The organism is Anaeromyxobacter terrae, assembly GCF_022690685.1.
Classification (GTDB): domain Bacteria; phylum Myxococcota; class Myxococcia; order Myxococcales; family Anaeromyxobacteraceae; genus Anaeromyxobacter; species Anaeromyxobacter terrae.
Map to the genome: position 1 here is coordinate 1 of NZ_JALCYY010000014.1, position 20202 is coordinate 20202.

At 75.0% G+C, this 20202-nt stretch carries 20 protein-coding genes; 16 read left to right on the top strand and 4 right to left on the bottom strand.

Going from position 1 to position 20202, the window contains the following annotated elements:
• Positions 1-560, top strand: a 560-nt coding sequence (locus tag MNY62_RS08250) for a hypothetical protein (protein WP_242343673.1), incomplete at its 5' end; no start/stop codon positions are given.
• A gap of 10 nt (positions 561-570) precedes the next feature.
• Here the strand turns inward: MNY62_RS08250 and MNY62_RS08255 are convergent.
• Both MNY62_RS08255 and MNY62_RS08260 read right to left on the bottom strand, forming a co-directional pair.
• Entirely contained in the window at positions 571-3174 is a 2604-nt protein-coding gene (locus MNY62_RS08255) for a fimbria/pilus outer membrane usher protein (RefSeq protein ID WP_242343674.1), read from the bottom strand.
• A complete protein-coding gene (locus MNY62_RS08260) occupies positions 3164-3910 on the bottom strand; it encodes a fimbrial biogenesis chaperone (RefSeq protein WP_242343675.1) in 747 nt (248 codons plus the stop codon). Before MNY62_RS08260 ends, MNY62_RS08255 begins: the two co-directional genes overlap by 11 nt.
• A 62-nt stretch (positions 3911-3972) precedes the next feature.
• Here MNY62_RS08260 and MNY62_RS08265 point away from each other — a divergent pair, with 62 nt between their 5' ends.
• From MNY62_RS08265 to MNY62_RS08275, 3 genes are all read left to right on the top strand, one after another.
• Complete coding sequence (locus MNY62_RS08265) at positions 3973-4473, top strand: Csu type fimbrial protein (RefSeq protein WP_242343676.1); 501 nt, start codon at positions 3973-3975, stop codon at positions 4471-4473.
• Between the two features lie 234 nt (positions 4474-4707).
• A complete protein-coding gene (locus tag MNY62_RS08270; protein ID WP_242343677.1) occupies positions 4708-5214 on the top strand; it encodes a Csu type fimbrial protein in 507 nt (168 codons plus the stop codon).
• A 264-nt stretch (positions 5215-5478) separates the two neighbouring features.
• A complete protein-coding gene (locus MNY62_RS08275; RefSeq protein ID WP_242343678.1) occupies positions 5479-7758 on the top strand; it encodes a response regulator in 2280 nt (759 codons plus the stop codon).
• A 15-nt stretch (positions 7759-7773) separates the two neighbouring features.
• Here the strand turns inward: MNY62_RS08275 and MNY62_RS08280 are convergent, their stop codons facing one another.
• The gene (locus MNY62_RS08280) at positions 7774-8436 is read right to left on the bottom strand and encodes a hypothetical protein (RefSeq protein ID WP_242343679.1); all 663 of its coding nucleotides are present in this window, start codon (positions 8434-8436) and stop codon (positions 7774-7776) included.
• A 149-nt stretch (positions 8437-8585) separates the two neighbouring features.
• Here MNY62_RS08280 and MNY62_RS08285 point away from each other — a divergent pair, with 149 nt between their 5' ends.
• The 9 genes from MNY62_RS08285 to MNY62_RS08325 all read left to right on the top strand — a co-directional run bounded on the left by MNY62_RS08285 (position 8586) and on the right by MNY62_RS08325 (position 16724).
• Entirely contained in the window at positions 8586-9245 is a 660-nt protein-coding gene (locus tag MNY62_RS08285) for a hypothetical protein (protein ID WP_242343680.1), read from the top strand.
• A gap of 26 nt (positions 9246-9271) precedes the next feature.
• On the top strand, positions 9272-10153 hold the full coding sequence (locus tag MNY62_RS08290; protein WP_242343681.1) for a phosphatase PAP2 family protein: 882 nt from the start codon (positions 9272-9274) through the stop codon (positions 10151-10153).
• 80 nt (positions 10154-10233) lie between these two features.
• Positions 10234-11190, top strand: a complete 957-nt coding sequence (locus MNY62_RS08295) for a COX15/CtaA family protein (protein ID WP_242343682.1) — start codon at positions 10234-10236, stop codon at positions 11188-11190.
• A 129-nt stretch (positions 11191-11319) separates the two neighbouring features.
• The gene (locus MNY62_RS08300) at positions 11320-11937 is read left to right on the top strand and encodes an OmpA family protein (protein WP_242343683.1); all 618 of its coding nucleotides are present in this window, start codon (positions 11320-11322) and stop codon (positions 11935-11937) included.
• A gap of 382 nt (positions 11938-12319) precedes the next feature.
• Entirely contained in the window at positions 12320-13276 is a 957-nt protein-coding gene (locus MNY62_RS08305; protein ID WP_242343684.1) for a DUF5996 family protein, read from the top strand.
• A 95-nt stretch (positions 13277-13371) separates the two neighbouring features.
• On the top strand, positions 13372-13779 hold the full coding sequence (locus tag MNY62_RS08310) for a bacteriohemerythrin (RefSeq protein WP_242343685.1): 408 nt from the start codon (positions 13372-13374) through the stop codon (positions 13777-13779).
• Positions 13780-13986: 207 nt separating this feature from the next.
• Complete coding sequence (locus tag MNY62_RS08315) at positions 13987-14916, top strand: zinc metalloprotease (RefSeq protein WP_242343686.1); 930 nt, start codon at positions 13987-13989, stop codon at positions 14914-14916.
• A 200-nt stretch (positions 14917-15116) separates the two neighbouring features.
• Positions 15117-15266, top strand: coding sequence for a hypothetical protein (locus MNY62_RS08320; protein ID WP_242343687.1), 150 nt, complete (start codon positions 15117-15119; stop codon positions 15264-15266).
• 441 nt (positions 15267-15707) lie between these two features.
• On the top strand, positions 15708-16724 hold the full coding sequence (locus MNY62_RS08325) for an aldo/keto reductase (RefSeq protein ID WP_242343688.1): 1017 nt from the start codon (positions 15708-15710) through the stop codon (positions 16722-16724).
• Positions 16725-16736: 12 nt separating this feature from the next.
• On the opposite strand, the gene MNY62_RS08330 is transcribed toward MNY62_RS08325, so the two are convergent.
• Positions 16737-17579 (bottom strand): S1/P1 nuclease, encoded by an 843-nt coding sequence (locus MNY62_RS08330; RefSeq protein WP_242343689.1) that lies wholly within the window; start codon positions 17577-17579, stop codon positions 16737-16739.
• 243 nt (positions 17580-17822) lie between these two features.
• Here MNY62_RS08330 and MNY62_RS08335 point away from each other — a divergent pair, with 243 nt between their 5' ends.
• From MNY62_RS08335 to MNY62_RS08345, 3 genes are read left to right on the top strand one after another with little or no spacing between them, the layout of a single operon-like run.
• Entirely contained in the window at positions 17823-18479 is a 657-nt protein-coding gene (locus tag MNY62_RS08335; protein WP_242343690.1) for a hypothetical protein, read from the top strand.
• On the top strand, positions 18476-19630 hold the full coding sequence (locus MNY62_RS08340) for a M48 family metallopeptidase (protein WP_242343691.1): 1155 nt from the start codon (positions 18476-18478) through the stop codon (positions 19628-19630). Before MNY62_RS08335 ends, MNY62_RS08340 begins: the two co-directional genes overlap by 4 nt.
• A complete protein-coding gene (locus MNY62_RS08345) occupies positions 19627-20196 on the top strand; it encodes a hypothetical protein (RefSeq protein ID WP_242343692.1) in 570 nt (189 codons plus the stop codon). Before MNY62_RS08340 ends, MNY62_RS08345 begins: the two co-directional genes overlap by 4 nt.
• Positions 20197-20202 lie beyond the last annotated feature (6 nt).

Consider the following 20202-nt stretch of genomic DNA (forward strand, 5'->3'; position numbering starts at 1 on the left):
GCTGGCTCGCCGCCACGGGCGGCCTCGCCGCCGTCACCGGCGCGGTCGGCATCGCGCTCGCGCCCGCCGCGGCGCGGGCGGCCCTCGCGCTCCCCGCGGCGCTCGCCGCCCTCGTGGCGCTCCTCGTCTGGCGGCGGCTCGAGAAGACGACGTTCGGCGAGATCGTCGTGGCCGCCGCGCTCTCCTCGGCCGGGTGGGCCGTCGCCCTCGCGGGCCACGCGCCCGCGGAGGACGCGCTCGCGGCCGCGCTCGCGTGGATCCTGGCCTTCGCGGCGGCGACCCTCGGCGTGCGCGTCATCCTCGCCCGCGCTCGCTCGAAGGGCGCGGACGATCCCGGCAGGCTCCACGCCGCGCTCGCCGCCGCGCTCGCCGGCGTCGCGGTGCTGCTCTCCGCCGCCGGCCTCCCCGCGGCGCTCGCCTGGGCGACGCTCCCGACCGCGCTCCTCTCGATCGTGATCTGCCTCGCGCGGTTCTCGCCGAAGCGCCTGCGCCCGCTCGGCTGGGCCATCGTCGGCTCGTCCGCGGTGACGCTCGTGATCCTCGTCGCGGGCCTGCGGTAGCGCCTCACCCTCAGAGCAGCGGCTCGCGCGCCCCGCAGGTGAGGGTGCCGAGCTCGAGCACGCCCGTGCCACTCTGCGGGATCTCGAGCGGCAGCTCGCACAGCTCGCCCTTCCAGTAGATCCGCGCAGCGTGCGCGCCGGCGGGGACGTCCTCGAGCCAGAAGGCGCCGTCGGCGCCGACCGGCGAGCGGCGCGTGCCGCCGGGCACGTCCACCTCGAACGTCCCGTACGCCGGGACGTCGGCGCGGTCGCGCCGCGCGATCCGGAGCCAGCCCTCGACCGCGCGGAGCCGCGCGACGTCGAAGCGCACGAGCGCCGCCCCGCGAGGCCGCGCGGCGACGACATGCTCCGTGAGGCCGACGCGGTAGCTCTGCGGCACGTCCGCGTCCTCGATCCCGAGCCGGTTGCCGTAGTAGGGCAAGAGCCCCGGGACGAGCAGGTCGCCGTGCGCGTCGGTGCGCCCGACCGGGCGGCGGTCGAGGTAGGCGCGGACGCCGGCGACCCCCGGGACGCGCACGAGGGCGAAGCCCTGCTCGACCGGGCGCGTGGCGAAGAGCCGGCCTCCGAGGAGCACGAGCGCACCCGACGCCGAGGCCGAGCCGACGTCGGACCCGTCCGCGCGGTCGTAGCCGAGCTCGTAGCGCCCGAACTCGGGCTGCGCCTGCAAGAGGCCGCTCACGGAGCCGCCGGCGCCGGAGTCGGCGCGGAGCCGGTAGCCGACGCCCGGGCCGACCGGGACCGACCGCTGGAGCCCGCTGCTCGCGCTCGTGCCCGCGCGCTCGGAGCGGACGCCCGCGTCGAACGTCCCGCCGCCCGGCGCGGAGAGGACGAGCTGCGCGAAGAACGCCGCGGCCGGCTCCGCGGCGCGATCCTTCGTGAGCGAGGCGGACGCGAGGAGCCAGGCGCCGGCGCGGATGCGCAGGGAGGTGCGCGCCTCGAGCCGCTGGCTCGCGCCCGCGTCGCGCTGCTCCGCGCCCACCCACTGGAGCTGCACGCTCGCGCGGCCGCCGAGGGGCGCCGCGACGTGGGCGCTCGCGCGCCACAGCGCGCGATCGGCGCTCGCGGCGAGCGTGGAGTTCGCGTACCGGCTCGAGAGGAGCGAGGCGTCCGCGCCGAGCGCGAAGCGGCGCGCGGCGTGGCGCCAGGCGACGAACGCGGCGGCGCCGGGGGTGCGGTCGTCGGCGCTCGCGGCTCCGGCGAGCTCGAGCTCGCTCGAGCCGAGGCCGAGCGCGGCGGAGGCGCCGGCCTGCTGCACCCGGGGCCCGAGCTCCAGCCGGCCGCCGCCGGTGAGCCAGTCCGTGAGGCCGCGCCGCTGCCGCGCGACGAGGACGGGATCGCCGTAGGCGAAGCTCGCCGTGCCGAAGCGCTCCCGCACCGCGCCGAGCCACAGCCCGGGCTCGTCGAGGCCGCGGGCGAGCAGCCCCTGCGCCTGGTAGTGCGCCGCCTCGATCGCCTGCGTGCGCCCGAACGCGTCGCGCACCACGATCCGGACGTCGTTCGCGCCCGCGGTGACCGGCAGGTTGGAGAGGTCGTAGGTGCCCGGGGCGACCGTGAGCGTGCGCGCGAGCGCGCCGTTCACGTAGACGTCGACGGTGGAGGGCGTGGCGGCGAAGGCGGTGGCGCCCGGGAGTGGCGTGCGCGCGAGGTAGGGGTCGAGCGACACGTCCCGCGCGAGGCCGACGCCGCCGAGGAGCGGCGCGCCGGAGAGCGCGTCGGGCGGGACGAGCGCGTCGCCCGCCGTCAGGCGCAGGAGCCGCTCCGGGCGATCCACGGTGAGCGTCGTGAGCCCGCGCACCGCGCCCGCCGCCCGCGTGGCCGAGACCGACCCGGCGAGGAGCGCCGGGCCGCGCGACACGCCCGCCTCGAGGAAGCCCGACACGTCCTCCTCCGTGGTGGCGCGCCCCGCGTAGTTGAGGAACGCGCTCGGCGCGTCTCCCGTCTCGAGCCCGGCGGGGCGGCTCGAGGCGCGCAGGTCGAGCGCGCCGCGACCGAGGAGCGGCTGGGCGACCTCGAGCCGGATCGCGAGCGCGCGCTCGTCGAGGTCGAAGCGCACGCCGGGCGCGAGCGAGCGGAGCGACACGACCGCGCGGCCGTCGAGCTCGCGGCGGGCGCCCCCGAACCCGGCGAGGCCCGCGCGAGAGAGATCGGCGGGCGCGATCCAGATGTCCTGCGGCGCCACGAGGACGAGGGCGGTGTCGGCCGGCACGCCGTTCACGAAGAGCTGGAGGAAGGCCGGCCGGAGATCGCCCTCGGCGGCGGACAGGTCCTGCTCGGCCGCGGCGGGGTGCGGGGGCGGGGCCGCGTCGAGCTGCTCCGTGGCCGAGAGGGCGAGGGCGGTGGGGGGGAGGGGGGAGCTGGGGGTGGGGGTCGCGGTCGCGATCTGGGTCGAGGTCGCGGTCGAGGTCGCGGTCGGGGTCGCGGTCGGGGTCGCGGTCGGGGTCGCGGTCGGGGTCGCGGTCGCGGTCGCGGTCGGGGTCGGGGTCGCGGTCGGGGTCGCGGTCGGGGTCGCGGTCGGGGTCGGGGCCACCGTCGAAGTCGAGATCGCCGCCACCGCCGCCGCGGCGGACGCGGCGGCGACGAACGCGAGGACGCGGGCGAGGCGGCTACGGGTCACGGCACGCGCCCGGGGCGCGCGCTTCGATCGCGCCGCGCTCCAGCGCGGCCGAAGCGACGACGGTGGCGGCCCGCGCGCACGCCTCCGCCGGGACCTCGACCTCGTACACCCGCTCGCCGCCGGCGAGCACGTACCAGGCCTCGAGCGACCTCTCGAACAGCCGCGCGCCGTCGGCCGCGACGAGCGCGAGGCTGACCGACCTCGGTCGCAGGCGGACCGTACCCGGGTTGCGCAGCGCGAAGCGGACGCGCGACCCGTCCCGGCCGAGGAAGGCGAGCTCGCCGCGCTCGACGCGGGCGGTCGGGGCGAGGAAGACGGGCACGCCGATGCGCGTCAGCACCCGCACGTGCGCGGCGTCCTCTGCGCTCTCGGCGCGGGGCAGCTCCTCGATGAAGATGCGCCAGGTGCGCTCGGCCGCCGCCGGAGCGACGTCGGTCCCGATGCGCAGGGAGCGCGCCTCGCCCGCGGCGAGCTCGAGGAGCGGCGGGAAGACGGCGAGCTCGCGCGTGGGGGAGAGGTCCATCGCGCCGTCCGGCTTCTGCGCCCACCGGTACGCGCGGATCTGGTAGCGCGCCGGCGCGCCGCCGCCGTTCCTGAGCGACATGAGCGCGGTGCGGGCGCCGCCTGACAGCTCCACGTTCACGGGCGAGACGTCGAGATCGCCGGCACGGGCGGCCGTGGGCGCGAGCGCGGCGAGGACGAGGAGGGCGCGGGCGGCGCGGAGGAGCGGTCGCATTGGGACGTGGACTGGCGAGGTCGGTGGCGCCGGAGTCTAATACGCGCAATCTCGCACCAGCAATGAAACGGCCGCTCTCACAGCGTCTCACCGCCGCGCGTCACGCGGCGCTCGCCGTGGCGGCGATGTGCGCGGCGTCCGGCGCGCACACGGCCGTCGCGATCCAGCCCCCGGCCTCCGGGCCCACCTGTACCGTGAGCGCGGGGAGCGCCATCGCGTTCGGCGCCTACGATCCCTTCTCGCCCGTGCCGCTCGACTCCGTCGGAACGCTCACGCTGGACTGCCCGATCGGCCAGGTCGCCACGGTGACGATCGGGACGGGCCAGGCGGGCACCTTCTCGCCGCGCGCGCTGCGCGGGCCGGGCGGAGCTGCGCTCGGGTACAACCTCTACCTCGACGCGCAGCGCACGCGGGTGTGGGGCGACGGGACGGGCGGGACGTCCACGGGACCGTTCGACAGCAGGAAGGGGAAGCAGGTGTCCATCTTCGCCCGCGCCTTCGCCGGCCAGGACGTGCCCGCGGGCGCGTACGCCGACACGGTCGTCGTGACGGTCGAGTTCTGAGCGTCGCCCGCGCTGCCCGTCGGGACACGCGCAGTCGCGTCGGCGAGGCGGCCTCACGCTCCACGCTCACGATATCGCGTGCGGGCGCGGCGCCCGTTCACTCACCTCGGCCGCCGGTGGCGCACGTTTCCGCGTCACGTCCGCGTGGGCTTCCTCGCGATCCGCGCGGCGCTAAGCTGGCGATCATCCGGCGCGCGTGCAGGATCCGGCGCCGAACCCTCGCCAAGGAATCATATGAACCGCACCGCCCTCCGCCTCTCGCTCGCGCTCGCCGCCGTCCTCTCGTCCACGGCCGCCCGCGCCGGGACCGCCACCGCGACCATCAACGTGAGCGCGCAGGTTCCGCAGAGCTGCAAGATCACGAGCAGCTCGGACATCGCCTTCGGCGCGTACGACCCGGTGGTCACCCATGCGTCGGCTGCGAAGACCGCGACCGGCAGCGTCACGCTGCAGTGCACGAAGGGTACGACCTACGACCTGAAGCTCGGGCTCGGCTCGAACGCGGCGGGATCGCAGCGGCAGCTCAAGAGCCCCACGACGAGCGCCGTGCTCAGCTACGACCTCTACTCGGACACGGCCTCGCCCGCGACGCCGTGGAACGAGACGACCTACGTCACGAAGACCGCGGCCAACATGAGCCCCGCGACGCTCACGATCTACGCCGAGATCCCCGCCGGCCAGCCGACGGCGGAGGTCGCGGCCGACTACGCCGACTCGGTCACGGCGACGCTGAACTTCTAGCCTCGTCGGACGTCGACCCGCCGGCAGGCTGCGGCGCGGAGGGGGAGACCCGGGACCTCGGTCCCGGGTCTTTCTTCGTTCATGGCCGGGCGACCTCGGCGGCGGCGTCGTCGGCGCCCCGCTCCTCCTCCCCGCCAGCCCGGCCGTCTCCCCAGCAGGGGCCCTGTTCGCGCGAAGCTCCAGCGGTCTATCTGAGGGATCCCTCGCGTGGTGCCCCTCCGCAGCACGCGCGGCGCCGGCGCCTCGCGCATATCCAGGTCGGAGATGGAGAACTCGCCCCCTTCGCCCGCGGAACACCCGTTCGACGAGCGCTCCGAGGCCTCGGCGCGCGCGAGCCCCGAGCGCAACACCACGCGCGAGGAGCGGCCGCGCCCCGACCCCGAGCGCCCGGTCGCGATCGGCGAGCCGCAGCCCATCGACGTCCTCGCCGTCGACGACGACCCGCGGAACCTCGAGGTGACGCGCGCGCTCCTCTCCCGCTCCGGCGCGCGAATCGTGGAGGCCTCCACCGCCGAGGAGGCGCTGCGCATCCTCCTCACCCGCGAGGTCGCGCTCATCCTCCTCGACGTCAATCTCCCCGGGATGTCGGGGCTCGAGATGGCGAAGCTCGTGCGCGCGCGCGAGCGCACCCGCCACACGCCCATCATCTTCCTCACCGCGAGCTCCGACGTGCGGCTGCTCGAGCGCGGCTACGCCCTCGGCGCGGTCGACTTCCTCACCACGCCCGTGCCGGAGCAGGCGCTCCGCGCGAAGGTCGCGTTCTTCATCGAGGCGCACCGGAAGAACGAGGTGTTGCGCCGCAACTCGGAGCTTCTCCGCGCCGCGCACGAGCGCGAGCTCGCCCGGAACGTGGCCGAGGCGCGGCGCCGCTGGGAGGAGGAGGCGCTCCGGCGCGAGATGGAGCGGGATCGGCGGCTCGTGGAGACGCTCCACAAGGCGAACGAGCGCCTCAAGATCCTCTCCGGCGTCCGGAGCGACCTGCTCTCGACCGAGAACGTGCGCGAGCGGCTCCCGGCGATCTGCGAGCGCGTCGCCACGCAGCTCGGCCTCGAGCGCTGGGCGGTGCACGTCGCCGGCCCGGACGGCCGGCTGTCGCTCGTCGCCGCGGGCGGCGCGCAAGACGACGCGGCGGAGCGCGTGGCGTCGCTCGACTCTGCCGAGGCGATCCTCGGCGGCCTCGCGCCGTGGGTGTCGGGGCGGGGAGAGCCGCTGCCGCCCGTCGCAGCCGCGCTCGGCGCAGCCTGCTGTGTGGCGCGGCCGTGCCTCGCGGGCGGGAAGGTGATCGCCACGCTCGCCTTCGGCTCCGCCGAGCGGGACGCGTGCGATCCGGACGATCCCGCCACGCTCGAGCTCGTCGGCTACGCCATCGCGATGGCGCTCGATCGCGATCGACTCATCGCCGAGCTGCAGGGCCGCAACGCGGAGCTGCGCGAGGCCGACCATCGCAAGGACCAGTTCCTCGCCATGCTCGCGCACGAGCTCCGCAACCCGCTCGCGCCCGTCTCGAACGCGGTGCGTCTCCTCCAGGAGTACGGCGCCGACGCGCGCGTCCGGGAGCGCGCGCTCCAGGCGGCGGGGCGGCAGGTGCGGCACATGGCGCGGCTCGTCGACGATCTGCTCGACGTGTCTCGCATCCGGAGCGGGAAGGTCCGCCTGCGCAAGGACGTCGTCGATCTCGTCCAGGTGGTGCGGGACGCCGTGCAGACGATGCAGGAGCTCGTCATGTCGCGGCGCCACGCCCTCGGGGTGTCCCTGCCGGACGGGCCGCTCCTCGTGGAGGGGGACACGGTGCGCCTCGCGCAGGTGGTCGAGAACCTCGTCGCGAACGCCGCGAAGTACACCGATCCCGGCGGGCACCTGCGCGTCGCCCTCGCGCGGGCGGGGGACGAGGCCGTCCTCTCCGTCCAGGACGACGGCATCGGCATCGCGCCCGAGCTCGCGACCGGCATCTTCGAGCCGTTCGTGCAGGCCGAGCAGGGCATGGACCGCTCCCGCGGCGGCCTCGGCATCGGACTCTCGCTCGTGAAGAGCCTCGTCGAGATGCACGGCGGCAGGGTGGGCGTGGAGAGCCCCGGCCCGGCGCGAGGCTCGACCTTCACGGTGCGGCTCCCCGCGCTCGCCGCCGACACCGCGGTCCCAACGCCGGCTCGTCCGACGTCGCCCGCGCCCCCCGCCGCCGAGCCCACGGCGCCGCGCGACATCCTCATCGTCGAGGACATCGCCGACATCCGCGAGACGCTCGGCGAGCTCCTCCGCCGCCGCGGCCACGGGGTGCGCGAGGCCGATGGCGGGCGCGCCGCCCTCGAGCTCGCCCGCGCGGCGCCCCCGGAGATCGCGCTCGTCGACATCGGGCTCCCCGAGATCGACGGGTACGAGGTGGCGCAGCGCCTGCGCGAGATCGCGCCTGCGACTCGGCTCGTCGCGCTCACCGGCTACGGCGGCGCCGAGGACCGGCGCCGCGCCTCCGAGGCCGGCTTCCGCGCGCACCTGGTGAAGCCGATCGACATCGACGACCTCATCGCCCTCATCGACACGCTGGACTGACGCGCCGGCGCGACGTCAGGGCACCGGCTCACCGCGCACCTTGGCGCGGAGGTCCACCCACCAGTCGTTCACCGTCCCGTACACGTTGTCGGGTCCCTGGTCGGCGCGGCTGGAGGTGTCGAGGTGGCAGACCACCTCGAGCGCGGTGACGCCGTCGCCGGCGTCGTAGGCGACGAGCGAGCCCGACTGCACGCGGATGTCCTCGATCCCGTCGACCTTCTGGTAGCGGAACCCGATCTGCTCGGGCGCCTCCATCGTGCCGAGGAGCGGCCCGCCGCGGTACACGATCGTCCAGCGCCCCTTGTAGATGGCGGGGCCGGCGGCGTAGCGGATCGAGAAGGAGATGGGGTAGTCCGGCTCGACGTTCGGTGTCGCGTACCAGCTGTCCGTCCCGTGGATGCGACTCACGCGCGGGTCGCGCAGCGCCTCGAGCACCTGCGGCAGCGACGCGTGCAGGTACGCCGCGCCGTGCGCGAAGGCGAGGCGACCCTCGCGCCAGCCGGCCACGATCTGGATCGCCTCGGGGTGCCGGTCGTCCCCTTCCGGCGGAGGGAACGCGGCGGTGGAGGGCTCGATCGGCTGGTAGCCGTCCTTGGGGTCGAACGGGGTCTTCACGTTGTCGGGGCAGCCGGCGAGCGCGGCGGACGCGAGCAACGCGACTGCATGAGGGAAGCGCATGGTCGGCCTCCGGGTGAACGCATAGCGCCGCGGCGGGCCGGTGCCGCTCCCACGCGGCGCCGCACCCCGAGCGGGAGACCTCGAATCGGCTCGTTGACGGAAGGTTCGGGCGGTGGTGCGCTCGTGCTCCCGACTCGCACGAGGTCACCATGAAGAAGCTCCTCGCACTCTCCGTCGCGCTCGCCCTCGCCGCCTGCGGCGGCGGCAGCGACAAGAAGAGCCCGGCGCTGACCGGGAAGCTCTACGGCCAGACGTTCGATCCGTCCGAGATGGTCTTCTCCGGGCCGAGGTCGAGCGACTCCTGCAGCTTCACCTTCTCCGGGACGACCGTCGCGTTCGGGAACAGCGCCCTGATCCTCGGCTTCGGCGCGCAGAGCGGCGTGTGCGCGCTCGCCACGGACGCGTGCGCCGGCAAGAAGAGCTTCCCGTTCGTGTGGGGGCTCGTCGCGACCGCCAGGCTCGGCGGAGCGGCGCAGCCGCTCACGACCGGCTCGTACACCGTCTACGCCGACATCACGCAGGCGGTGCCCACGAACCCCCTCGATCCCATCCGCGCCGCGGTGTTCCAGGGCGACCGGACCGACGCGAGCTGCGTCCCGGACGCGAACCCGCCGGCCGCGACGGGCACGATCCGCATCGACGCCCTCTCCGCCTCGGCGGTGAGCGGCGAGCTCGACCTCACCTTCGCCGACGGGCAGGGGGGCTTCCTGCGCGGCCCGTTCACCGCCGTCCCCTGCGCCGGCGCGGAGTTCGACGCGTGCCTCCCCGCGCCGCCCGCGTGCACGACCGGCACTCCGACCTGCCAGTGATCACCGCGTCTCGCGAGGCCGCCGTCGTGCGCCGCCTCGCGCTCGTCCTCGCCGTCGCGGTCGCCGCGGCGGCGCCCGCGGGCTCCCGCGCCGGGGAGGACGAGGGGGTGTACCTCGGCCCGCGCTTCCGCTGGGCCGAGATGCCCGTCCTGAAGCGGGTGCTGCACGACGTCGTCGCCATCCCCGCGAACGCGCCGCGCTGGAGCGCGGGCGAGTGGGCGGAGCTCGCCCTGTGGTCGGGCGCGGTCGGCGTGCTGATGTTCCCGCTCGCCAACCCGCGCGACGCGCAGCTCGATCGCTGGATCCACCGCGAGCTCGATCCGCGCCTGCCCACCGTCTGGACCGACTGGATGCAGCCGCTCCTCTGGAGCGGGATCGCGGCGGGCGGCCTCGGGACCTGGGCGTGGGCGGTCGCGAACGGCAACGAACGGGTCGCGCAGGGCTGCTCGCTCATGGGCGAGGCGCTCGCCGTCTCGCAGATCTACCACCTCACCTTCAAGTTCGCGCTCGGGCGCGACGGGCCCTGGGACGGTGACCAGAGCGGCGACATCAAGGGTCCGGCGAACGCGCTGCGCGTCTACCCGGCGGGCACCCCGTCCGGCCACGCCGCCACGATCTTCAGCCTCACCACCGCGGGTCTCTCGTACTTCCAGCCTCGGGGCTGGGTGCAGGCGCTCGGCTACGGCGCCGCCGGCACGCTGGTCGCGTTCCACGTCATCGATCACCGCCACTTCCTGTCGGACTCGCTGTGGGGCTCGGCGATGGGGTTCTACGTCGGGCGGTGGGTGGTCCGGCACCGTGCGTCGCCCCTCGACGACGCGGGCCGCGCGGTCCGCGCCCCGCGGGCGGCGATCGTGCCGCTCGCCGTCCCCGGCGGCGCCGGGCTCGCCCTCGTCGTCCGCAACTGACCGGAGCGCCTCCCGCCCCCCGGTGGGGGCTGCGGTGCCATGCCGTTGATCCGCGCCAGGGCCGGTGTTTTCTCTCCCGCATGCGCTCGTTCACCCGGTTCGCCTGGGCGGTCCTCACCTACAACCTGCTCGTCGTCGCCTGGGGCGCCTTCGTGCGCGCGACCGGGTCGGGCGCGGGCTGCGGCAAGCACTGGCCCATGTGCAACGGCCAGGTGGTGCCGCGCGCGCCCGCCGTCGAGACCGTGATCGAGTTCACCCACCGCGCGATGAGCGGCGTGGCGCTCCTCCTCGTCGTCGCGCTGGTGGTCGCCGCCGTCCGCGCGTTTCCCGCGGGTCACCCGGTCCGGAAGGCGGCGTGGGCGTCGCTCGGGCTCATGATCCTCGAGGCGCTCGTCGGCGCGGGGCTGGTCCTCTTCGGCTGGGTGGCGAAGGACACCTCGTTCGCCCGCGGCTGGGTGATGGGGGTCCACCTCGCGAACACCTTCCTGCTGCTCGGCGCGCTCGCGCTGACCGCCGACTGGAGCGCGCAGCCCGGCGGGATGCGCTTCGCGGGGCGGGGCGCGATCGCGGGCGGGCTATGGCTCGGGTTCGCGTCGGTGCTCCTCGCCGGCGTGACCGGCGCGGTGGCCGCGCTCGGCGACACGCTCTTCCCGGCGACGAGCTTCGTCGAGGGGCTGCGCCAGGAGCTCTCCACCGAGGCGCACGTGCTCCTGCGCCTTCGCGTGCTCCACCCGTTCGCGGCGATCGCCACCGCCGGGGTGCTGCTCCTCGTGGCGCGGCTCGCCCTCCGGCTGCGCCCCGACGCGCGCGTCCGCCGCGCCGCGCTCGGGCTCGTCGGGCTGGTGGCGGTCGAGCTCCTCGCGGGCGTCGTGAACGTCGCCCTGGCGGCGCCCGTCTGGCTGCAGCTCGTGCACCTCCTCCTCGCCGACCTGATCTGGATCGCGCTCGTCCTCCTCGCCGCGGCGAGCCTCGCGCCGGGCCGCGTCGAGGTCACTGCCGAGACGCCTGCCGCCCTGCCCGCCGGCCTGGGCGGCTAGCCACAGCCCCCCTCGCCGTTACCTCCCGGGAGGCGACCGGGTACAATGCCGCGCCTCGTGCGTGCGGCCGGGGGGCTGCGCTCGTCCCGAGCGCTGGCTCGGTCGCACGGGAGAACAGGAGAAACGGAAATGCACGTTCGGTCCACCCGGGTCGTCGCGCTTGCGACCCTCGTCACCCTCATCGGCTGCGGCACCGCCGGAAAGCGCACGGCCATCGGCGGCGGCGCGGGCGCGCTCCTCGGCGCGGGCGTCGGCGCGCTCGCGGGCGGCAAGAAGGGCGCCCTCATCGGCGCGGGCGTCGGCGCGCTCGCCGGCGGCTCGGTCGGGCTCTACCTCGACAAGCAGCACAAGGAGCTCGAGAAGGTCGCCGAGGCGAAGCGCACCGAGAACGGGATCCTCGTGAACATGAAGAACGACATCCTGTTCGACACGGGCAGCGCCGACCTGAAGGCCGAGGCCGTCGCCCAGATCACGCAGGTGGGCGACATCCTGGCGAAGTACTCCGACGACCGGATCCAGATCGACGGCCACACCGATTCGTCCGGCTCGAACGCGACGAACGAGGCGCTCTCGCGCAAGCGCGCCGACTCGGTCCGCACGGTGCTCGTGTCCCGCGGCGTTCGCGAGGAGCAGATCACGGTGGCCGGCTACGGCGAGTCGAAGCCCATCGCCGACAACGCCACGAAGGAAGGGCGGGCGAAGAACCGGCGGGTCGAGGTGCATATCGACGTGCCGAATCCGAGTTAGTGACGGGGGACTGCGTCCCCCGCCCCGTCGACGGCTGACCGCCGTCGCCGGGGCCCCACCCCCGCTCGGCGGGTCCCGTGAGCCTGCGCGCTCCCGCTGACGCGGGGGCACGCAGGCTCCCCGCCGGGAGGGGCTGCGCCCCTCCCCGTCGCTTCGCGCCGGGGCCCCTCCCTGCGGGCACGGCCGTTCCAATGGACGAAGTGGCTCGCGGGTCAGCTGAGGCTGGCGAGCGGTGGAGCGGTAGACCACTCGCCTCCTCGACTCCTGCCGCTCGTGGCTCGCTCGATCGCTGGCTTCGGCCGCTCCACCTGGCGCTGGCGAATGCCCTGTTGCGCTGCGCAGCTTCAGGGGTACGACGCGCCGCGGGCGTGGGGAGGGGAGCATGCGAGATCGGATCGCGTGGCCGGAGCTGCCGCTTTCGCGCTGGAGCGACACGCGCGCGACGCTGCACATGTGGACGCAGGTCATCGGCAAGGTGCGCCTGGCGTCGACGCCGCTCGTGAACCACTGGTGGAACGTGCCGCTCTATCCGACGGCGCACGGGCTGACGACCTCGCTCATGTTCCACGGCGCGACCGGCTTCGAGATCTCCCTCGATCTCCTCGACCACCAGCTCGAGGTCACGACGAGCGACGGCACCTTCGGCGCGATGCCGCTCGTGGCGCAGCCGGTGTCGCGGTTCCACGCGCGGCTCATGGGGATGCTCCACGACCTCGCCATCGACGTGCCCGTCCGCACGACGCCGGTGGAGGTGCCCGATCCCATCCCCTTCGAGAAGGATCACGTCCACGCATCGTACGATCCGGAGTGGGCGCAGCGCTTCTGGCGCGTGCTCCTCGCGACGACCCGGGTCCTCTGCGACTTCCGGGCGCGCTTCCTCGGCAAGGCGAGCCCCGTGCACTTCTTCTGGGGGAGCTTCGATCTCGCGCTCACGTTCTTCTCCGGCCGGCGAGCGCCGGAGCGGCCGGGCGCGGACCGGATCACGCGGGAGGCCTACTCGCACGAGGTGATGTCGTTCGGCTTCTGGCCGGGCGGCGGGGGGTTCGAGGACGCGGCGTTCTACGCGTACGCCGCGCCCGAGCCGCCGGGCTTCGCCGACGCGCCGATCCGCCCGCGCGAGGCCCGCTACGATCAGGCGCTGCACGAGTTCCTCCTTCCCTACGCGGCGGTCTGCGCCGACGCCGATCCGGACGCGCGGCTCCGCGAGTTCCTCGAGACCGCCTACGAGGCGGGCGCCGAGCTCGGGGGCTGGGATCGCGCTGCGCTCGAGCGCGGCGCGCCGGCGGAGGCGGCCGCGGCGGCATACGGGGAGGGCCCTGGCGCCCCGCCGCTCCACTGAGGCGCTGCGCCGACACCCCCCGCGGGCGTTGAGGCCCGCTCGCCCGCTGGGAATGGGAGGCCGAGCGGATCACGAACGGCACACGCGGAGGAGTCATGAAGGAGACGCACGCCTGGAACGACCGGCTCGAGGTCGGGCACGAGGCGATGGATCACGACCATCACCTGCAGATCGGGCTCGCGAGCGCGTTCGTGGACGCGATCGAGCAGGGCCGCCCCTGGATGGCGCGGCGCCTCGCCGACCAGCTCCTCTCCTACAGCGTGGTGCACTTCGGCAGCGAGGAGCTGCTCATGGAGTCGAGCGCCTTCCCCGACCGCGACGCCCACGCGGGCGAGCACGGCGCGTTCCTCGAGCAGATGCGCGAGCTGCAGCGCGCGTTCGCGAGCGGAGACGAGCAGCTCGCCACCACCGCCGCGCTCGATCTCCGCGCCGCCCTCGCCGCGCACATGAACGACGCGGATCGGCGCCTCGCCGCGCACGTCGCGCCGATCGCGCGCCGCTGAGGCGGCTTCATCTCCGAAAGCTCCGCGGGGCGGCGAGCACCCGTCCGTGCGTCCACGCCGTGCTCGCTGCGTGGGTCGCGCGCACGCACTCACTCATACATGGAGCGCTCGACGGGTCGCGTGTGCCCCGCCCTGTCGGGGTGGGGCGCGTTGACCCACCGCGATATCGACCTCTACGATGGCCCCTCCCATTCCGAGGAGGCGTGCTTGCCCTCACCCCGTGCCCTGTCCGCCGCCGCGCTCGCGGCAATTGCCCTCACCGCCTGCGAGGGCTCCCGCACCGACCCGAACCTCGCCGCCTCCGATCAGGCGCTCGCGGCGAATCACCAGATCCGCACCTGTGGCACCGAGACGCCGAGCGCGACGGAGCTGGCGCGCGTCTCCCGCGAGGTGGACGCGGCGCTGCGGACCTCCAACGCGGAGCTCGCCGCGGCGCGCACCGCTGGCTCGGTCGTCGTCCCGGTCTGGTTCCACGTCGTGAACCAGGGCGCCGGGCTCGCGAACGGCGACGTCCCCCAGTCCCTCATCGACGCGCAGCTCCAGGTGCTGAACGACGCCTACGCGGGCCGCTCCGGCGGCGCGCCGACGGCGTTCACCTTCACGCTCGCCGGCGTCACCCGTACGACGAACGCGACGTGGTTCGGCTCGTGCGACGTCTCCTCGGTCGAGTCTCAGATGAAGACCGCGCTCCACACCGGCGGCGCGGGAACGCTGAACGTCTACACGTGCAACCCGGGCGGCGGGCTCCTCGGCTGGGCGACGTTCCCGTGGAACTACGCCTCGAGCCCGAAGATGGACGGCGTGGTCGTCCTCTTCTCCTCGCTCCCCGGCGGTGGCGCCGCGCCGTACGACGAGGGCGACACCGGCACGCACGAGGTCGGCCACTGGCTCGGCCTCTACCACACGTTCCAGGGCGGGTGCGCCGGCGGGGACAGCGTCTCCGACACGAACGCGGAGCGCTCGGCGGCGTACGGCTGCCCGACGGGCCGCGACACCTGCAACGGGAAGCGCTATCCGGGCGCGGATCCGATCACGAACTTCATGGACTACACGGACGACGTCTGCATGTTCCAGTTCACCGCCGGTCAAGCGTCCCGCGCGGACGCGCAGACCGCGACGTACCGTCCGGCGCCGTAGCTCCACTTCACCTCGCCCGGCAGCCCGCGCGGGCGTCCAGACTGCTCGAGAGGCCCGGATGCCGCGAGGCGCCGGGCCTCTTCCATTGCCGCCGGGCGCTCGCATGCTCTCCCGGCTGGGCGGCCCCGGCCGCTGCAGGAGGGGGAATGACGGCCGAGCGCCGCGGGTTCGATCGCACGGTCCCCCCACCGGAGGTGTGTGTGACGACGTCCCTGGCCGTGCTCCTCGCCCTGTCGATCCTCGGGCTCCTCGGCGCCCTGGCCGTGCTGACGCGCGGGTCCGGGCCGGCACGGCTCCGCGCGCGCGTGACGGTGCCCGTCCGCGCGAGCCGCGCCCGCCGCCGCCGCTGACGGTGAGTCGATCCCTCGGCGCGCGCGCGACCCTCTCCCGGTCGGCGCCGCTCCGGTGAACGCGCATTCATGTCGGCGCGCGTGGGCGTCTTGCGCCCGCCGCCGGCATCCCCGCGTTCGAGCGTCCCCCGCGCGTGGGATGCTGCCGCCCTGGAATTCACGGTTCGTGCTGTACGCGCAGGACGCGCGCCTCCCACGTGAACGCGCTGGCAGGGGGTCCGGGGCGAACGGGGTAGACACCGTAGGTGAAGTGTGACGGCGGCCGAGGCCGCGGCGCGCTCCGCCGAGCCGTTCCGATGGGCCGAGCGCGACGCGAGCGGAGCGAGCTCGGCGCGCGAGCGCTCGCCAGGACGGCGCGAAGGCCCCGCGGCCAGGCTCCCGGGTTCAGCCTCCCATCGCGTCCGCTCCGCGCCCATCGTTCCGGCGAGGGGGGACGCCACGATGACGCGCCGAGAGTTCCTGGAGCTGGCGGCCGCGATGACGCTCGTGCCGCTCGCCGCGTGCGGCGGCCGGACGGGGCAGGGTGGGACGCACGAGAGCGTCCCGGCGGCGGGCGGTGCGCTCCCGCAGCGGAAGCTCGGTCGTACGGGCGTGGCGGTGTCGCTCGTCGGCCTGGGCGGCTTCCACATGGGAATGCAGGAGACGGAGGAGGAGAGCCTCCGCATCGTCCGCACCGCCATCGACGGCGGGATCACCTTCCTCGACAACTGCTGGGACTACAACGACGGCGAGAGCGAGCGGCGGATGGGGAAGGCGCTCCAGGGCGGCTACCGCGAGAAGGTCTTCCTCATGTCCAAGATCGACGGGCGAGACGCCGCGACCGCGGCGCGCCAGATCGACGAGTCGCTCCAGCGCCTGCGGACCGACCGGGTGGACCTCATGCAGATCCACGAGGTGATCCGCCCGACCGATCCGGAGCGCTGCTTCGCGCAGGGCGGCGCGGTCGAGGCGCTCGTCGCCGCGCGCCAGGCCGGCAAGATCCGCTACATCGGGTTCACCGGCCACAAGTCGCCCCGCTGGCACCTCGAGATGCTGCGCCAGGCGGACGCGCACCGCTTCACGTTCGACACCGTCCAGATGCCGCTCAACGTCCTCGACGCGCACCACGACAGCTTCGAGAGGAACGTCCTGCCCGTGCTCGTCGAGAAGAACATCGGCGTCATCGGCATGAAGCCGCTGGCCGACGCGCGGATCGTGATGCAGGGGATCGCCTCCGCGGAGGAGTGCCTCGGCTACGCGATGAGCCTCCCCGCGAGCGTGGTCGTCACCGGCTGCGACTCCGTCGAGCGCGTCGAGCAGGCGCTGCGCGTCACGCGGGGGTTCCGCCCCCTCACCGAGGACGGCGTGAACGCGCTGCTCGCCCGCAGCGCGCCGGCGGGGCAGGACGGCGCGAACGAGCTCTACAAGACCACCGAGCAGTACGACGGGACGGCGCAGAACCCGCAGTGGCTCGGGTAGCTGGAGCGCCGCTCAGCGCGGCCTGGCGCGGGCCTCCCGCGCCACGGCGATCCGGTCGAGCAGCGCCGCGAGCCGCACGCCCGCCTTCTGGAGCTGCGCCTCGACCTGCGCCCGCTGCATTGCGGCGTACGCGTCCGGGAGGACCAGGACCCGGCCGCCTCGCGGGGGCGGCCCGAGCTCCGCGTACAGCGCCCTCGCGAGGGCGTGCGACTCGTTCGCCCACGCGGCGGGCGAGAGCTCGGCGGCCGCGCGCGCGGCGTCGCCGGCGCTGACCTCGCGCGCGAGGGCGCGGCCCGCGGCGATCGCGCCGCGGCGGTAGAGGATCGGCTGGAGCACGTCCTCGTCCCATACGCGGTGGAGGCTCCGCGTCTTCCTCCCGCCGCGCGCGCGCCGCGTCTCGAGCTCGGTCCCGCCCCGCTCGCGCCCGTCCGCGTGCAGCGGCTGGTGGAGGTCCGCCACGAGGTGCACGAGCCAGCGGAACGCGTCCGCCCTGCGAACCGCGGCGTCTCCGCCGGAGAGCTCGGCGATCGCGCGCTCCAGCGCCGCGACGACGCACGCGTCCCTCGGACAGTCGCGCTCGCGCTCGTAGCCGGCCGCTTCGGGCGGGATGTTCACGTAGTGCCAGGGCCGCGTGGCGGGATCGCGCTGAGCGTCGGCCCAGCCGGCGACGTCGGACATGGGGGTCGCGCCGAGGAGCTCCCGCACGAGCCGCCGCGCCGCCGGCGTGAGCCGCTCCTCGGCGATCGCCGCGGCGACGCGGTGGCCCTGCGCGGACCAGGCGTCGGCGGGGAACGGCGTCGCGGCGAGCGCTGCGGCGAGCGAGAGGAGCGGGAGCGCGGCGGGGGTGCGGGTCATCTGGCCTCGGCGGCGGGGGTGGGTCGGGAGCCTACCGCGCGGGGACCACGCCGGGCGCGGAGGAGCCGACCCGCGGCGCCCAGGAACGCAGCGGCCGCCTGCCTCGCGCCGGCGAGCGGACGGCGATATCGACGGCAGGTGAAGCCAGCCTCGTTTGACGTTCCGTGTGGAACGGTCCCACCCGGTCACCCTCGCGACCGACACGCTGCGTCCGCTACGCTGCGCGCCGTCCGGGAGGGAGCCTTGTCGAGACGCTTGCTGTGGGTGACGTTGCTCGTGGCCGCCGCGGGCTGCATGCCCTACCACCGCGCCCGGCCCGGCGCCGAGACCTGGCGCAAGGGCGTGAAGACCGTGGGCGTGCTCCCGGCGATCCGGATCCTCGAGGTCGCGCCGGGGGGCGTCGAGGAGGTGCACGAGGAGTGGACGGAGCAGGGGGCGCGGAACGTCGTGAAGGCCCTCTCCGACGGCCTCGCGGCGCGCGGGCTCCGGCCCAAGGTGATGAGCTGGAAGACCGACGAGGAGCTCGACGACGTCCGGCTGCTCTACGCCGAGGTCGCCGAGGCGATCTGGCTCTACACGTATCCGCCGTACGCGTTCCCGTACAAGACTGAGCGGTTCGAGTACTCGGTCGGCCCCATCGGCCGGATCCTCGACCGCGCCGGCGCCGACGTGCTGCTCGTCGCGGCGGGCCAGGACAGCGTCGGCTCCGACGGCCGGAAGCTCTCCGTGTTCGCCGGGATGCGCGCGATGGCGCTCCTCACGCTCGGGCTCGTCGACCGGGAGGGCAACGTGGTCTGGTTCGACGTGTGGGGCGGCGCGGGGATCGACCTGCGCGAGGACGCCGACGTCCGCGCCTCCGTCGAGAAGCTCCTCTCGGAGCTGCCGGGGGCCATCCAGTGACCGCGCGCGTCCTCGGGGCGATCGCCGCGGCCGCGCTCGTCTCCGCCTGCGCGATCGCGCCCCCGCGCGCGGCGCGCCTCCCGCCGATCACCGCCCCGGGCTTCGCGCCGGAGCGCGACGAGCGGCGGCTCTGGCACGAGGCCGAGGAGATGGACGCCCGGGCGAAGAAGAGCGGTGCCGTGCTCGCCGACGCCGGGCTGGAGCGCTACCTGCTCGGCGTCGCCCGGCGGCTCACCCCGCGCGCCGCGCTCGACCGGCTCGACGTGCGAGTGCGCGTCATCGAGGCGCCCGGCCTCTCCGCGTTCGTCTCGCCCGACGGCGGCGTGTTCGTGACGATGGGGCTCCTCGCGCGGCTCGAGAACGAGGCGCAGCTCGCGATCGTGATCGGCCACGAGCTCGTCCACGCCGTGAACCGCCACGCGATCGTCGAGTACCGCACGTTCAAGGAGGGCGCCGCGCTCGCGTCCGGGCTGCCGTTCGGGCTCGGCGCGGTCGGCACCCTGGCGGCCGTGACCGGCTACTCGCGCGACCTCGAGCGCGAGGCGGACGAGGAGGGGCTCGCGTTCGCCGCTGCGGGCGGCTGGGACGTCGGCGAGGCGACGCGCCCGTTCGAGCACCTCGCCGCGTGGGTGAAGGAGGAGGAGATCGAGGAGCCGTTCGTCTTCGCCACGCACCCCCGGCTGGAGGAGCGGATCGAGAGCTACCGCGCGCTCCTCCGCACCCGCTATGCGGGCCGGCGCGGCGGGGACCTCGGGCGGGAGCGCTACCTCGCCGCGGTGCGCGAGGTCGTCCTGGCGAGCGCCCGCCTCGACCTCGCCGCCGGCCGGTTCGGGCCCGCCGAGCGGGGCGCGAAGGCCTACCTCGCGCTCCGGCCGGGCGGCGCACAGGCGTACGCGCTCCTCGGCGACGTCGCGCGGCAGCGTGGCGGGGACGGCGCTCCCGGGGCCGCGCTCGCCGCGTACCGCCGCGCGGTCGAGCTCGACCCGCGCTGCCCCGAGGCGCAGCGCGGCCTCGGCCTCGCGCTCGCGCGGAGCAACGACCGGGAGGGCGCGCGGGCGGCGCTCAGGGCCTACCTCGCCCTCAGCCCGGCCGCGGTGGATCGCGCCTGGATCGAGGGCGACCTCGCGGCGCTCGAGGGGAGGGCACGATGAGGATCCGGCTCGCGACGCTCGCCTGCCTCGCCGCGCTCGCGGCGGGCTGCATCCACGACGAGGCGCCCTGGCGCGAGGTGGGCGGCAAGTACGACTCCGGCAACTGGTTCGGCCCGCGCATCTCGATGGCGCTGCCGGACGACTGGATGAAGCTCAACCACGTCGACGACGGGCTCGTCGCGACGCGCGACGGCTTCAACCTGCAGGCGATCAAGATCCGGCGGGTCGATCCGGGCAAGCCGCTCCCGCACACGAAGAAGACGGTGACGAAGGGGATGCGGCCCAGCGAGCTCGCCGAGGTCCTCCTCGACGACCTGCGCAGCGACGGTTCGGTGAACGGGCTCAAGGTCCTCGAGACGCGCCCCGCGAGCATCGCAGGCGCGGCCGGGTTCCGGACCACCGTCGCGTTCAAGGACGCCTTCGGCCTCAAGGTGCGGGTCGCCCTCTGCGGCGTGCTGATCGACGGCCACGCCTGGCAGATCGCCTACGTCGCGCCGGCCCGCCACTACTTCGAGCAGGACCTCGCCACGTTCGACGCGGCGCTCGCGAGCTTCCGGGTGCGGTGAGGGGCT

Excerpts from the sequence above, each read along its gene's own strand:
- MNY62_RS08260 (WP_242343675.1), bottom strand. The coding sequence starts at position 3,910 with ATGCGACCGCTCCTCCGCGCCGCCCGCGCCCTCCTCGTCCTCGCCGCG.
- MNY62_RS08265 (WP_242343676.1), top strand. The coding sequence starts at position 3,973 with ATGAAACGGCCGCTCTCACAGCGTCTCACCGCCGCGCGTCACGCGGCG.
- MNY62_RS08270 (WP_242343677.1), top strand. The coding sequence starts at position 4,708 with ATGAACCGCACCGCCCTCCGCCTCTCGCTCGCGCTCGCCGCCGTCCTC.
- MNY62_RS08275 (WP_242343678.1), top strand. The coding sequence starts at position 5,479 with ATGGAGAACTCGCCCCCTTCGCCCGCGGAACACCCGTTCGACGAGCGC.
- MNY62_RS08280 (WP_242343679.1), bottom strand. The coding sequence starts at position 8,436 with ATGCGCTTCCCTCATGCAGTCGCGTTGCTCGCGTCCGCCGCGCTCGCC.
- MNY62_RS08285 (WP_242343680.1), top strand. The coding sequence starts at position 8,586 with ATGAAGAAGCTCCTCGCACTCTCCGTCGCGCTCGCCCTCGCCGCCTGC.
- MNY62_RS08295 (WP_242343682.1), top strand. The coding sequence starts at position 10,234 with ATGCGCTCGTTCACCCGGTTCGCCTGGGCGGTCCTCACCTACAACCTG.
- MNY62_RS08300 (WP_242343683.1), top strand. The coding sequence starts at position 11,320 with ATGCACGTTCGGTCCACCCGGGTCGTCGCGCTTGCGACCCTCGTCACC.
- MNY62_RS08305 (WP_242343684.1), top strand. The coding sequence starts at position 12,320 with ATGCGAGATCGGATCGCGTGGCCGGAGCTGCCGCTTTCGCGCTGGAGC.
- MNY62_RS08310 (WP_242343685.1), top strand. The coding sequence starts at position 13,372 with ATGAAGGAGACGCACGCCTGGAACGACCGGCTCGAGGTCGGGCACGAG.
- MNY62_RS08325 (WP_242343688.1), top strand. The coding sequence starts at position 15,708 with ATGACGCGCCGAGAGTTCCTGGAGCTGGCGGCCGCGATGACGCTCGTG.
- MNY62_RS08330 (WP_242343689.1), bottom strand. The coding sequence starts at position 17,579 with ATGACCCGCACCCCCGCCGCGCTCCCGCTCCTCTCGCTCGCCGCAGCG.
- MNY62_RS08345 (WP_242343692.1), top strand. The coding sequence starts at position 19,627 with ATGAGGATCCGGCTCGCGACGCTCGCCTGCCTCGCCGCGCTCGCGGCG.